We start from the raw sequence: 12,949 nt of genomic DNA, 5'->3' as shown, positions 1-12,949 counted from the left end.
TCGTGCAGGTTACATGATGGAGCGATTCTCGGGAACCGGATACTGCGTTCCAACATGCGGACACCGCGGGTGGCGGCGGGAGAGGCCTCGCCGGGCAGATCGATGACCGAGGGCCGGGTGGTGCTGGCGTGCGCCGCGGGCCTCATTGCCCCCAGCGCTTACGGCTCATGCCCCGTGGTCTCGCAATCGAAACCGCGCGGTAACGACTACTTATGCAAGGCGCTGTATAGGCATCTTCAGGCCACGGCCGCGAGCCGTCAACCAGCAAAAGTGCCGAAGATGTTCCCCAGGAGATACGTCACACCCGCCGCGGCACCACCGAGGGCCAACTGCCGCAACCCGCTGAACCACCAGGAACGCGCCGTCACCTTGGCCACGACGGCCCCGCACGCGAAGAGCCCGACGAGCGCGAGCAGCACGGCGGGCCACAGCGCGCTCGCCCCGAGCAGATAGGGCAGCACCGGGATCAGGGCGCCGAGCGCGAACGATCCGAAGGACGAGACGGCGGCGACCATCGGCGAGGGAAGATCGCCGGGGTCGATGCCCAACTCCTCGCGCGCGTGGATCTCCAGGGCCTGCTCGGGGTCCCGCGACAGCTGCTTGGCCACCTCGTGCGCGAGCTCCGGCTCGACACCGCGGGAGACGTACAGCTCGGCGAGCTCCTTCTCCTCGTCGGCCGGATGCTTCCTCAACTCGCGCCGCTCGACGTCGAGTTCGGCCTCGACCAGCTCACGCTGGGAGGCGACGGAGGTGTACTCGCCGGCGGCCATGGAGAAGGCTCCGGCGGCGAGGCCCGACAGGCCGGTGATGATGATCGTCTGCTGCGAGACGGCGCCGCCCGCGACGCCGGCCATGAGCGCGAAGTTGGAGACGAGCCCGTCCATCGCGCCGAAGACCGCGGGCCGCAGCCAGCCACCGTTGACATCGCGGTGGGTGTGGTTGTCCCGGTGGGCGTCGTGCAGTGCCGCCCCGGTCTCGATGATGGTCATGCTCGTGGACCCCGCTCCCCTGTGACTGCTGACTACCGACCGCCACTTACGGGCTGCCGTTTACGGGTCCGAAAGTACGCGCGAAAAATCGGCCCTGCCAGCAAGGAAGGCCGTACTTACCTGCGGTTTTGCGCCCTGCGCAACACGCTGACCTCCACCTTCCCGAACTCACCCGTGAGGTGGATCACATGATGCGTGCGTTGACGGGCAGGGAAACAAGGACGCAACATCCGTAAACGTTTACAGAAGCGGGAAACGTTTACAGCGAAGGGGTGGTCACGATGCCGAAGACAGCGGTCACATCGAGCGGTGGTCAGCCGACGGTCATCTCCATCGCCGAGCGCGCGGGCGTCTCCATCGCATCCGTCTCCCGCGTGCTGAACGGGATCGGGGCCCGCCCCGCGACCGTCGAGAAGGTCGAGCGCGCCGCCGCCGAACTCGGCTATGTGCCGAACGCGGTGGCCCGCTCCCTCAAGGACGGCCGCACCCGCCAGCTCACCTTCGCGATGCCCGACATCGGCAACCCGGTCTACGTGGCGATGGTCCGCGCCATCCAGTCCGTCGCGAAGGCCGCCGGGTACCGCCTCCTCCTGCACTCCACGGACGCCGTCGCCGAGGACGAGCTCGCCGTGCTCCGCAGCCTCGGCGACCGCACCAGCGACGGCCTCATCCTGTGCCCCATCCGCATCACGGACGCCCACGTGGACGCGCTGCGCTCGGCCTCGGGCCCGGTCGTCGTCATCGGTTCGCTGCCCAGCGGCGTCCCGGTCGACAGCGTGCGCGCCGACTCCGTCGAGGGCGTCGCGCTCGCCGTGCGCCATCTGTACGAGACGGGCCGGCGCCGCATCGCCTTCGTCAACGGCCCCGCCGACACGGTCCCCGGAAGCAAGCGCGGCGAGGGCTTCCGCAAGGCCCTCGCGGACTGCGGCCTCGTATACGACCCGGAGCTCGTCGTGCACACGGACTTCGGCATCGAGTCCGGGGCCGCGGCCGCCGAGGCGCTCCTCGACCTGAAGCCCGACGCGGTCTTCGGCGCCAACGACCAGCTGGCCCTCGGCGCCGCCCGCGCCCTGCACGCCCGTGGCCTGCGGATACCCGAGGACGTCGCGGTCGCGGGGATGGACGACAGCGTGCTCGCGCAGGCCGGCTGGCCCCCGCTGACCAGCGTCGACCTGGGCTCCACCGAGCGCGGTCGACGCGCCGCCGAACTGCTGCTGCACCGCCTCGACACCCCGGAAGCACCCGGAAGCACCGCGCAGAACACCGCTCCCCGCTCCACCACCGCCCCTCCCCGCCTCGTCGTCCGCGCCTCCACGGGCCGGGCGGCGCCCGACAGTTGAGACATCGAGGATTCCCATGAGTCTCACCGCGCCACGGGACAACGCCGTCCCTGGTAGCCGCGGCACACCACCTCCCCGTACGCCGGGTCAGCGCAAGCGAGCGCTCGGCCTGGACCGGGGCGCGTGGTTCCTGCTGATGCCCGCGCTGATCCCGATTCTGATACTCAGCGTGGTCCCGCTCCTGTACGGCCTGTCGCTCGCGTTCACCGACTCGCAGGCGGGACGGACCGCACCCACGCAGTTCATCGGCCTGGACAACTTCCTCGACCTGCGCCACGACTCGCTGTTCTGGGAGTCGTTCCGGATCGGCCTGGTCTGGGCGGTGTCCGTGACCGCGCTCCAGTTCGTGCTCGCGCTCGGCCTCGCGCTGCTGCTCAACCAGAATCTGCGTTTCCGCTGGCTGGCCCGCACCCTGGCGCTGGTCCCGTGGGCGATGCCCGAGGTCGTCGTCGGCATCATGTGGCGGCTCGTCTACCACTCGGACGCGGGCATCCTGAACAAGACGCTGACCCAGCTCGGCCTGATCCACGAGAACGTCGACTGGCTCGCGGACCTGTCGTACGCGCTGCCCGCCGTGATCGTGGTGGGCGTGTGGGCGGGCATGCCGCAGACGACGGTGGTGCTCCTCGCCGGACTCCAGAACGTGCCGGTCGAGCTCCGTGAAGCCGCGCAGCTCGACGGCGCGGGGATGTGGCGCCGGTTCACGGCCGTGACCTGGCCGGCCCTGAAGCCGGTGGTCATCGCCATCACCGCGCTCAACTTCATCTGGAACTTCAACTCCTTCGGCCTGGTCTACGTACTGACGCAAGGAGGGCCCGGCGGACAGACCCGGCTCCCGATGCTGTTCGCGTACGAAGAGGCCTTCAAATACGGGCAGTTCGGATACGCCGCCGCGATGGGCCTGGCGATGGTCGCGGTGATCGCGGTGCTGCTGACGCTGTTCCTCCGTAAGAAGCTGAAGGACGACGTAGAAGGCGGGGCGGCGGCATGAGCGCGAGTACGACACTCCCCCGGGTCGCCGGCCGAGCGGGCCAGTACGTGGCACTGCTCTGCTACATGGTCTTCCTGGCCTTCCCGTTCCTGTGGCTGATCTCGACGTCCTTCAAGTCCCCGCAGGAGCTGGGCGCGATCGACCCGAGCTGGCTGCCGCGGCATCCGAGCCTGGACAACTACCGCGCCGCGTTCGACGCGCAGCCGCTGCTGCGCTCGGCGCTCAACAGCCTGGTCGTCGCGGTCAGCGCCTCCGTGATCTCGGTGGCGATCGCGGTCCCGGCCTCGTACGTCATGGTCCGGTACAAGACGCGCGTCAGCCAGGCGGGCACGGGCTGGATCCTGGTCAGCCAGATGTTCCCGTTCGTGCTGATCATCATCCCGTTGTTCCTGGTCCTGAAGAACCTGCGGATGATCGACAGCCTCTTCGGCCTGATCATCGTCTACGTCGTCTGGAACCTGCCCTTCTCGCTCTGGATGCTCCAGGGCTACGTGAAGTCGGTGCCGCGCTCCCTGGAGGAGGCCGCGGCGGTGGACGGAGCGGGTCGGCTGCGCACGCTGACCAGCGTGGTCCTTCCGCTCCTCGCACCCGGCCTCGTAGCGACGCTGATGTTCAGCTTCGTGACCGCCTGGAACGAGTTCTTCTTCGCCCTCGTCCTCCTCAAGTCACCGGAGAACCAGACGATGTCGGTCATCCTCACCCGCTTCCTCGGCGCCGAGGGCGTCGCCGACTTGGGCCCGCTCGCCGCGGCCTCGGTCCTCGCCACGATCCCCAGCCTCGTCTTCTTCGCGCTGCTCCAGCGGCGGCTCGTCGGCGGCATGCTCAGTGGGGCGGTGAAGGGCTGATGCGCGTACGAAGGCTCACCGCGGCGGCCGCGACCGCGCTCTCGCTCGTCCTGCTCGCCGGCTGCTCCGGTTCCGGCTCGGACTCCGATTCGGCGAACGGCACGGTCACCCTCGAATTCCTCAGCCTCGCCTGGCAGAAGGAGTCCATCGAGGCGAACAAGGCCCTGGTCGCGAAGTGGAACGACACCCACTCCAAGGTCAAGGTCAAGTACGTCCAGGGCGTCTGGGACAGCATCCACGACCAGATGCTGACCTCCTTCGAGGGCGGCAAGGCGCCGGACATCTTCCACGACGACGCCTCCGACCTCACCGACTTCGGGCACGGCGGCTACCTCGCCGACCTGAGCCCCTACCTGCCGAAGTCACTGCGCGCGGACATCCCGAAGGCGTCCTGGGCCACGACGACGTACGGGAAGAAGATCTACGGCATCCCGTTCCTCCAGGAGCCGCGCGTACTCGTCGTGAACAAGAAGCTCCTGAAGCAGTCGGGAGTACGCACCCCCACGGTCCAACACCCTTGGTCCTGGGCCGAGTTCGAGCGTGCGAGCAAGAAGCTCACACGCGACAGGAACAAGGACGGCAAGCCCGAGCAGTACGGCGTCGCCTGGTCGATGAAGGAGCCCGTCACCCAGTCCGTGAACCTCTCCCTTTCCACCGGCGGCAAGCTCTTCTACAAGGACAAGGACGGCAAGAACGAGATCCGCTACGACGCCGCCGACTCGGCCGTCGGGCGCCTGATCAACCGGCAGGTCGACACGGCACACACCGCGCCCAAATCGGCGCTCGGCATGGCCGGTTCCGACACGCTGCCCGGCTTCTTCGCGGGCAAGTACGCGATGCTGCCGCTCAACTTCTCGTTCCGGCAGCAGGTCCAGCAGCAGGCCCCCAAGGGCTTCGACTGGACCGTCCTGCCCATGCCCTCCGGTTCCGGCGGCCTTGCCCAGGGCGTCGCTCCGCAGACCCTGTCGGTCTCCGAGGACAGCAAGCACAAGGAGGCGGCGGCCCGGTTCATCGCCTACCTCACACAGGCCGACCACCAGGTCCAACTGGCGCGCGGCGACTGGCTGTTGCCCACCAGCCGCGAGGCACTCAAGGACCCGTCGCTGACCACCGCCAAGTACGGCTGGAAGACGGGCTCCGAGATGGCCGCCTCGCTGCGCCCGTCCCCGGTGCTCGGGGTGCGGGGCTACGCCGAGTGGAAGGACAAGATCGCCACTCCGGCCTTCCAGGAGTACTACAACGGCGCGTTCGGCGTAACAGAGCTGCGCAAGCGCCTGGCCGACGACGGCAATCTGATTCTGAACCGCTACCAACGCTGAGCATCACCCCGGCACCACCAGCACAACCCCAGAGATGAGCACGAACACACCATGAGCGTCAGCGTCGAACCGGACCCTCCTTCGGAGGGACCTTCCTCGGAGGGATCTTCCCCGGAGGGTCCGGCACAGCCACGCAGACTCCGTACCGTTCCACGCCCTGCCCCGGCGGCCGCGATCTCCCTGCGGGACCGCGCCCGCGGGGCGCTCCTCGGCCTCGCCGTCGGTGACGCGCTCGGCGCGCCCGCGGAGAACATGAAGCCGTCCCAGATCCGCGAACGCTGGGGCCGCATCGAGGGGTTCGTGTCCGCCGACCCGGCCGGCACGGACGACACGGAGTACGCGATCTTCTCCGGCCTGCTCCTCGCCGAGCACGGCGCGGGCCTCACCATCGGGGACGTGGAGAAGGCCTGGCACACGTGGATCGCCGACCGTGACGAGGGCCCCTTCAAGGGAGCCGGGTTCAGCGAACGCGGCACCCTCGAGAACCTCCGCCGGGGTCTCGCCGCCCCCATCTCCGCCCAGCACCGGCACGCCTGGAGCGACGGCCTCGCGATGCGCGCGGCGCCCTTCGGGGTGTACGCGGCGGGCCGCCCCGCGGAGGCGGCCCGCCTGGTGTCGATCGACGGCACGGTGTCGCACGACGGGGAGGGCATCCACGGGGGCCGGGCGGTCGCGGCGGGTGTGGCGGCGGCGATGGTGAGCCACAACCCGGACGCGGTGGTCCAGGCGGCGCTCTCGGTCGTCCCCGAGGACTCGTGGACGGCGCGCTCGCTGCACCGCGCGGTGTCCACGGCGCGGCGGGCGCGCCGCGCCCCGGACGGCACGCAGCTCTCCATGGAGCGGGCGGTCCGCAAGGCCGTCGTCATCGGCGGCTACCCGTGGACGGACCTCGCCCCCGAGGCGGTGGGCCTCGCGTTCGGCGCGTTCGCGGTGGCCCGCGGCGACTTCCGCGAGTCGGTCCTCACGGCGGTCAACATGGGCCGCGACGCGGACACGACGGCGGCGGTGGCCGGAGCGCTTGCGGGCGCCCTGTGCGGCGAATCGTCGATCCCGTCGCACTGGGCATCGGCGATCGGCCCGGTCCGCGGCAGCTGCCTCCCGTCCATGGCAGGCCGCCACATCCTGGACGTGGCCGACCGCCTGACGCCTCCGCCGCCGGACCGTGAGGGGGCAGTGGCATGAACCGGGACCACGCCTCGGGGCTCCGCCCCGGCCCCCGCTCCTCAAACGCCGGAGGGGCTGATTTTGCCGACCCGCCCCAGCCCGATACGTCCGATCAAGCCCCTGCGGCACGCTCAAGCGCAGGCCCGGACATTCAAGCGTCTGCGACGCACTCAAGCGCAGGTCCGGATATTCAAGCCCCTGCGGCGATTGAGCAGCGGGGTCCGGGGCGGAGCCCCGGGAGCGCAACGCCGGATCGGCCACATCAAGCCCCGCTCTTGGACGAGAGGCCGCGGGGTTCAGGGCAGCGCCCCGGGAGCGAGGCCACATCCGCCAATCCAGCCCCGCCGGCGTTTGAGGCGCGGGGTCCGGGGCAGAGCCCCGCGAGCGAGGCCACATCCGCCAATCCAGCCCCGCCGGCGTTTGAGGCGCGGGGTCCGGGGCGGAGCCCCGGGAGCGGGACCACATCCGCCGCCACCGGCGTCGACCGGATCGAGGGGCTGCTCCTCGGAATCGCCGCAGGGGACGCGGCCGGTTGGCCATCGGGGCGCCACCGAGCCGCACGGCTCCCCGACTGGACGAGACGCCTCACCCGCGAACTGGACACCTTCGCCGAGCAGAACGCCACCACCACCCTCCCCGTCCCCATCGCCCTGAACCAACCCCCGGAACCCCTCCGCCTCGGCCCCTCGGACGACGCCGAATGGGCCGCGTTCACCGCACACGCCGTCCTCGCCGCCTACGCCCACGGCCTCGGCGACCTCCCACCCGACCACCGCGTCCGCTCCTCCCTCTCCCTCGCCTGGAACACCCTCGCCGACGAGATCGCCGCGGCAGCGGCCCGCGCCGACGAGATCGAATCCGCCGACATCCCGCTGCGCGCCCGCATCTCCGTACGCGCCGGCCTCGGCAACCTCGCCGCCGGCCTGCGCCCACCCGCCACCGGCCACGACAACCCGCACTACTTCGACGACGCCGCCTGCGTCCGCGCCGCGGTCCTCGCGGCCGTTCACCCCGGCAAGCCCGAACTCGCCGCGGAACTCGCCGAGTTCGACGCCCGCTACACCCAGGACGGCGACGGCGTGCACGGCGCCCGCGCGATGGCGGCCGCCGTCTCCACCGCGCTCGGCGGCGCGGACGTCGACGCCTGCGTGGACGCCGCGCTCGCCCAGCTCCCCGCCGGCACCGAGATCCACCGCAACGCCCACCGGGCCGTGGATCTCGGCCGCGCCGCCGCGGCGGCCCGCCCAGGACAGCCCGGCAACGCGTTCGCGCTGGTCCCCGTCCTGGAACACGAGATCGTCGACCACGTCTACAGCTACGGCATCGCGGCCGCCGAGACCGTCCCGGTCGCACTCGCCATGGCGACGGCCGCCGCGGGATCGGTCACCGAGGCCGTCCCCACCGCGGCCTGCCTGTCCCGCGTCGCCGACTCGGCGCCGGCCCTGACCGGCGCCCTCACCGGCGCGATCGGCGGCGCGGACGCGCTGCCGCACACCTGGCGGGACGCCTGCGACATCCTCGCGGGCTGCGCGCTGCCGCAACTCGCGGGAACCCGGCTGACGTCCCTGGCCGACCGGCTCGCCCGCGCCACCTCGAACTCCCTTGCAGCGGAAGGAACTTCACCATGAGTTTGGAAGACCGCACCACCGGCGCCCTGGTCGGCGCGGCCGTGGGCGACGCGCTCGGCGGCCCGGTCGAGGGCTGGACACCGGAGGCCATCGCGGAGCGGCACGGCGGCCGGGTCCGCGGCATCGTGGAGCCCTTCTACAAGGACGACTGGAAGACGGCCAGGCCCATCGCGCCGTACCACAAGGGCGACGGCCACGTCACCGACGACACCCTCATGACGCACGCGCTGATCCGCGTCTACGAGAAGGTCCGCGACCACCTCGACGCGTACGCGGTCGCCGACCACCTGGTCCCCGACCTCATCACAACTCCCCGCTGGATCCCGGAACTCGAGGCCGAGGCCCTTCCCCTCCAGCGCATCTTCCTCGCCGAGAAGTGGATCGTCGCCCGTATCCACTACGGGCACGTGGACCCGCGCGAGGCGGGCGTCGGCAACATCGTGAACTGCGGCGCGGCGATGTACATGGCCCCGGTCGGCGCGGTCAACGCGGGCAACCCGCTCAAGGCCTACGAGGAAGCCCTCGATGTCGCCGGCGCGCACCAGAGCTCGTACGGCCGCGAGGCGGCGGGCGTCTTCGCCGCGGCGGTCGCGGCGGCGTACAAGCCGGGCGCGACGCCGGAGTCGGTCGTCGAGGACGCCCTCGCCCTCGCCAAGGACGGCACGCGGTCGGCGATCGAGGCGGTCTGCGAAGTGGCCGCCCGCCACGACGACTTCGAGGACGCGCTGAAGCCGCTGCGCGAGGCGGTCACCCCCTTCGACACGGTCGGCCCCGAGTACCGCAAGCCCTCGCTCGGCGCCCGCCGCCCGTCCCGCCTGCACGCCATCGAGGAACTCCCGGTCGCCCTCGGCATGCTCCTGGTCGGCCGCGGCGACTTCCGGCACACCGTGCTCGGCTCGGTCAACTACGGCCGCGACTGCGACTCGATCGCCACGATGAGCGGGGCGATCGTCGGGGCGCTGTACGGGGAGGGGGCCGTGCCCAAGGAGTGGAGCGCCGAGATCGCGCGGGCCAGCAAGCTGGACCTGCACGGTCCCGCGGCCTCGCTCGCGCGGGTCACGCGTGAGGTGCACGCCAAGGATCTGGGCCGTCGCCGCGCCCACGAAGCCGCGTTCGCGGCGATCGCGGAGTCGTGATGCTGCGCCTCACCTGGATCCAGCCCGAGGATCTGCTCGGCCACGAGTTGCGCCAGGCGGCGCAGGACGGCCGGGACGCGTCGGCGATCGCGTCCCGCTGGCTGTCGGCGGGCGGCCACCTGGCACCGGACCGCGCGGGAGCCTCCGCCACCCCGGCGCCACCCGAACTACGGTCCCTGGCCGAGCGATTGCTCGACGAACTCGCCACGATGAAGTCGCCGCTCTCGGAGCCGACGGACCTGGCGGCGATCGAATCCGCGACGAAGACCCCTCCCCCACCCCGCCCCTTCCCGAAAGTCCTGCCGGACGGGCCTCCTCAAACGCCGGAGGGGCTGGATATTCAGCCCCTCCGGCGTTTGAGGAGCGGGGGCCCGGGGGCGGAGCCCCCGGTTTCGGGAAGGGGCGGGGTGGGGGATCGGCTCCACGCCGCCTGGCTGGGACGAGCCGTCGGGTGTCTGCTCGGCAAGCCTGTCGAGAAGCTCCCCCTCGAAGGGATCCGGGCCATAGCCCGGTCCACCGGGAACTGGCCGCTGAACGGCTGGTTCACGGAGCGCAACCTGGACCCCGCCGTAGCGGCAGCACACCCGTGGAACCGCCGCTCCGCCCCCACCTCCCTCGCCGAAAACATCAACGGCATGCCGGAGGACGACGACCTCAACTACCCCCTCCTCGCCCTGCTGTTGATCCAACGCCACGGCACCGACTTCACCACGACGGACGTCGCCAAGCTCTGGCTCGACGAACTCCCCGCCGGCCGCACCTTCACCGCCGAACGCATCGCCTACCGCAACCTCCTCACCGGCCTCGAACCCCCGCACACGGCCACCCACCGCAACCCCTTCCGCGAATGGATCGGCGCCCAGATCCGCGCCGACGTCTTCGGCTGGGTCAGCCCCGGCGACCCGACCCGGGCGTCCCGTCTCGCCCACCGGGACGCCGTTCTCACGCACACCGCGAACGGCGTGTACGGCGCGATGTTCACGGCCGCCACCATCGCGACCGCCGCCACGGGCACCGCGGACGTACACACCGCGCTCCGATCCGGCCTCGCCGTCGTACCACCGCAGTCGCGCTACGCCCAAGCCATCAACCTCGGCATCGAACTGGCCGCGAAACACCCGGACTTCGACACCGTCGTCGACGAGCTGCACGCCGCCTACGCCGACCACCACTGGGTCCACGTCCTCCCCAACTCCGCCCTGCTCGCCGCCGCCCTCACCCACGCCGACGGCGATTTCGAGGGCTCCATCTGCCGAGCCGTGTCCGGCGGCTGGGACACCGACTCCAACGGCGCGACCGCGGGATCGATCGCCGGCCTGCTCGCCGGCCACCCCGACGCGCTCGGCGACCGCTGGACCGCCCCGCTGAAGAACCGGCTCTCCACCACGGTCGCCGGCTTCGACGGCATCGGCTTCGACGAACTGGCCCGGCTCACCCTGGAGGCCCGCACATGACGCACCCTCAACAAGACATCGCCAAAGGCCCGTTGACCGGACTGCGCGTCCTCGACCTCGCCACCCTCTTCGCCGGCCCCATCTGCGCCACGATGCTCGGTGACTTCGGCGCCGAGGTCATCAAGGTGGAGCACCCCCGCAGGCCCGACCCCTCCCGCGGCCACGGCCCGTCGAAGGACGGCGTCGGCCTCTGGTGGAAGACCCTCGGCCGCAACAAAAGGAACCTCACCCTCGACCTGTCATCCCCCGGCGGCCGCGAGATCCTCCTCAAGCTGGCGGCCGAGTCCGACGTCGTCATCGAGAACTTCCGCCCCGGCACCCTGGAGAAGTGGCACCTCGGCTGGGACGAGCTGAGCGCCGCCAACCCGCGCCTGGTCCTCGCCCGCGTCACCGGCTTCGGCCAGTTCGGCCCGTACGCGCGCCGCCCCGGATTCGGCACGCTCGCGGAGGCCATGTCCGGCTTCGCCGCGATCACCGGGCAGCCCGACGGGCCGCCGACCCTCCCGCCGTTCGGCCTCGCCGACTCCATCGCCGCGCTCGCCACCTCGTACGCGATCATGGCGGCGCTGCGCGGCCGCGACACGACGGGCCGCGGCCAGGTCGTCGACATGGCGATCATCGAGCCGATGCTGTCGATCCTCGGCCCGCAGGCCACCTGGTACGACCAGCTCGGCTACGTCCAGCCGCGCACCGGCAACCGCTCGACGAACAACGCCCCGCGCAACACCTACCGCACCCGCGACGAGAAGTGGGTCGCGGTGTCGACGTCCGCGCAGTCGATCGCGGAGCGCGTGATGCACCTGGTGGGACGGCCCGAGTTCATCGACGAGGAGTGGTTCGCGACGGGCTCGGGCCGCGCGCTGCACGCGGACGAACTCGACGCGGCGGTCGGCGGCTGGATCGCCGCCCATACCCGTGACGAGGTGGTCGCGGCCTTCGAGAAGGCGGAGGCCGCCATCGCCCCGATCTACGACATCCGTGACGTCCTGGCCGACGAGCAGTACCGGGCCCTCGACACGATCACCGAGCTCCCCGACCCGGACCTCGGCACGGTCAAGATGCAGAACGTCCTCTTCCGCCTCTCCGAGACCCCCGGCGCCATCCAGTGGACGGGCCGCCCGCACGGCTCGGACACCGACGAGATCCTGGACGGCCTCGGCCTGTCGGAGGCGGACATCGCGTCCTTGCGGGAGGCTGGTGCGGTATGAGCGAGTCCCTGGAAAAGACGTTCCTGACCTGGCTCTACGTGCCCGGGGACCGCCCCGACGTCGTCGCCAAGGCGCTCGGCTCGGGCGCCGACGTGGTCCTGGTCGACCTGGAGGACGCGGTCGCCCCCGACCGCAAGGCGTACGCGCTCGACGCCACCGTCGAACTCCTCGCCGACAAGCACAAGACACCGGTGCACGTCCGCGTCAACTCGCTGGACGGCCCGCTCGCCGAGCAGGAGGTGCGCCGCCTCACCCCGCTCCCCGGCCTCGACGCGCTGCGGCTGCCGAAGGTGCACGGGCCCGCGGACCTGACCCGCGTACAGGACTGGGCGGTCGAAGTGCCGCCCCTGTACGCCCTGTTGGAGTCGGCGACGGGCGTGGAGCACGCCTATGACATCGCCGCGCACCACGCCGTGCACGGCATCGCGCTCGGCGAGGCGGATCTGCGCGCCGACCTCGGCGTCACGGACGCGGCGGGCCTCGCGTGGGTGCGCGGCCGGGCGGTCGTGGCGGCGCGCGCTGCCCGACTGCCACCGCCGCCGCAGTCCGTCTACCCGGATGTCCGCGACACGGAGGGCCTGGCCCGCTCCTGCGCCGAGGGCCGCGCTCTGGGCTTCCTCGGCCGCACGGCGATCCACCCCCGCCAGCTCCCGGTGATCGAGGAGGCCTTCCGCCCGACGGAGGCGGAGGTGCGGGCGGCCGAGGAGATCGTGTGCGCGGCGGCCACGGAGGCGGGCGCCCTGGCCCTCCCGGACGGCCGCTTCGTCGACGCGGCGGTGGTCGCGGCCGCACGCAGGACGCTGAGGCTGGCACGGCCCGGCCCTGCCGGCGATTGAAAAGGGCGCCGAACCAAAAGGTCCGGCGCCCCATGGACG

At 71.4% G+C, this 12,949-nt stretch carries 11 protein-coding genes; 10 read left to right on the top strand and 1 reads right to left on the bottom strand.

What is annotated here, in order from left to right:
- Positions 1-257 precede the first annotated feature (257 nt).
- The gene (locus ACOKM3_RS30045) at positions 258-989 is read right to left on the bottom strand and encodes a VIT1/CCC1 transporter family protein (protein ID WP_426904139.1); all 732 of its coding nucleotides are present in this window, start codon (positions 987-989) and stop codon (positions 258-260) included.
- Positions 990-1,270: 281 nt separating this feature from the next.
- On the opposite strand from ACOKM3_RS30045, the gene ACOKM3_RS30040 reads away from it, so the two are divergent.
- From ACOKM3_RS30040 to ACOKM3_RS29995, 10 genes are all read left to right on the top strand, one after another.
- Complete coding sequence (locus tag ACOKM3_RS30040; protein WP_426904138.1) at positions 1,271-2,329, top strand: LacI family DNA-binding transcriptional regulator; 1,059 nt, start codon at positions 1,271-1,273, stop codon at positions 2,327-2,329.
- Between the two features lie 16 nt (positions 2,330-2,345).
- Entirely contained in the window at positions 2,346-3,320 is a 975-nt protein-coding gene (locus tag ACOKM3_RS30035; protein WP_426904137.1) for a carbohydrate ABC transporter permease, read from the top strand.
- Positions 3,317-4,165 (top strand): carbohydrate ABC transporter permease, encoded by an 849-nt coding sequence (locus ACOKM3_RS30030; protein ID WP_426904136.1) that lies wholly within the window; start codon positions 3,317-3,319, stop codon positions 4,163-4,165. Before ACOKM3_RS30035 ends, ACOKM3_RS30030 begins: the two co-directional genes overlap by 4 nt.
- Positions 4,165-5,484, top strand: a complete 1,320-nt coding sequence (locus ACOKM3_RS30025) for an ABC transporter substrate-binding protein (RefSeq protein WP_426904135.1) — start codon at positions 4,165-4,167, stop codon at positions 5,482-5,484. Before ACOKM3_RS30030 ends, ACOKM3_RS30025 begins: the two co-directional genes overlap by 1 nt.
- A 51-nt stretch (positions 5,485-5,535) precedes the next feature.
- The gene (locus ACOKM3_RS30020; RefSeq protein WP_426904134.1) at positions 5,536-6,666 is read left to right on the top strand and encodes an ADP-ribosylglycohydrolase family protein; all 1,131 of its coding nucleotides are present in this window, start codon (positions 5,536-5,538) and stop codon (positions 6,664-6,666) included.
- 170 nt (positions 6,667-6,836) lie between these two features.
- Positions 6,837-8,276 (top strand): ADP-ribosylglycohydrolase family protein, encoded by a 1,440-nt coding sequence (locus tag ACOKM3_RS30015; RefSeq protein WP_426906936.1) that lies wholly within the window; start codon positions 6,837-6,839, stop codon positions 8,274-8,276.
- Positions 8,273-9,412, top strand: coding sequence for an ADP-ribosylglycohydrolase family protein (locus ACOKM3_RS30010; protein WP_426904133.1), 1,140 nt, complete (start codon positions 8,273-8,275; stop codon positions 9,410-9,412). Before ACOKM3_RS30015 ends, ACOKM3_RS30010 begins: the two co-directional genes overlap by 4 nt.
- Positions 9,412-10,866, top strand: coding sequence for an ADP-ribosylglycohydrolase family protein (locus ACOKM3_RS30005; RefSeq protein ID WP_426904132.1), 1,455 nt, complete (start codon positions 9,412-9,414; stop codon positions 10,864-10,866). Before ACOKM3_RS30010 ends, ACOKM3_RS30005 begins: the two co-directional genes overlap by 1 nt.
- Positions 10,863-12,074 carry a CaiB/BaiF CoA transferase family protein gene (locus ACOKM3_RS30000; protein ID WP_426904131.1) on the top strand — a complete coding sequence of 404 codons (1,212 nt, stop codon included), beginning with the start codon at positions 10,863-10,865 and terminating at the stop codon, positions 12,072-12,074. Before ACOKM3_RS30005 ends, ACOKM3_RS30000 begins: the two co-directional genes overlap by 4 nt.
- Positions 12,071-12,910, top strand: coding sequence for an HpcH/HpaI aldolase/citrate lyase family protein (locus tag ACOKM3_RS29995; protein ID WP_426904130.1), 840 nt, complete (start codon positions 12,071-12,073; stop codon positions 12,908-12,910). Before ACOKM3_RS30000 ends, ACOKM3_RS29995 begins: the two co-directional genes overlap by 4 nt.
- Positions 12,911-12,949: the final 39 nt, after the last annotated feature.

It is taken from the genome of Streptomyces nidicola (genome assembly GCF_050106155.1).
GTDB lineage: Bacteria > Actinomycetota > Actinomycetes > Streptomycetales > Streptomycetaceae > Streptomyces.
The sequence above is the reverse complement of the archived record's forward strand: the minus strand, read 5'-3'. Positions and strand labels throughout refer to the sequence as shown.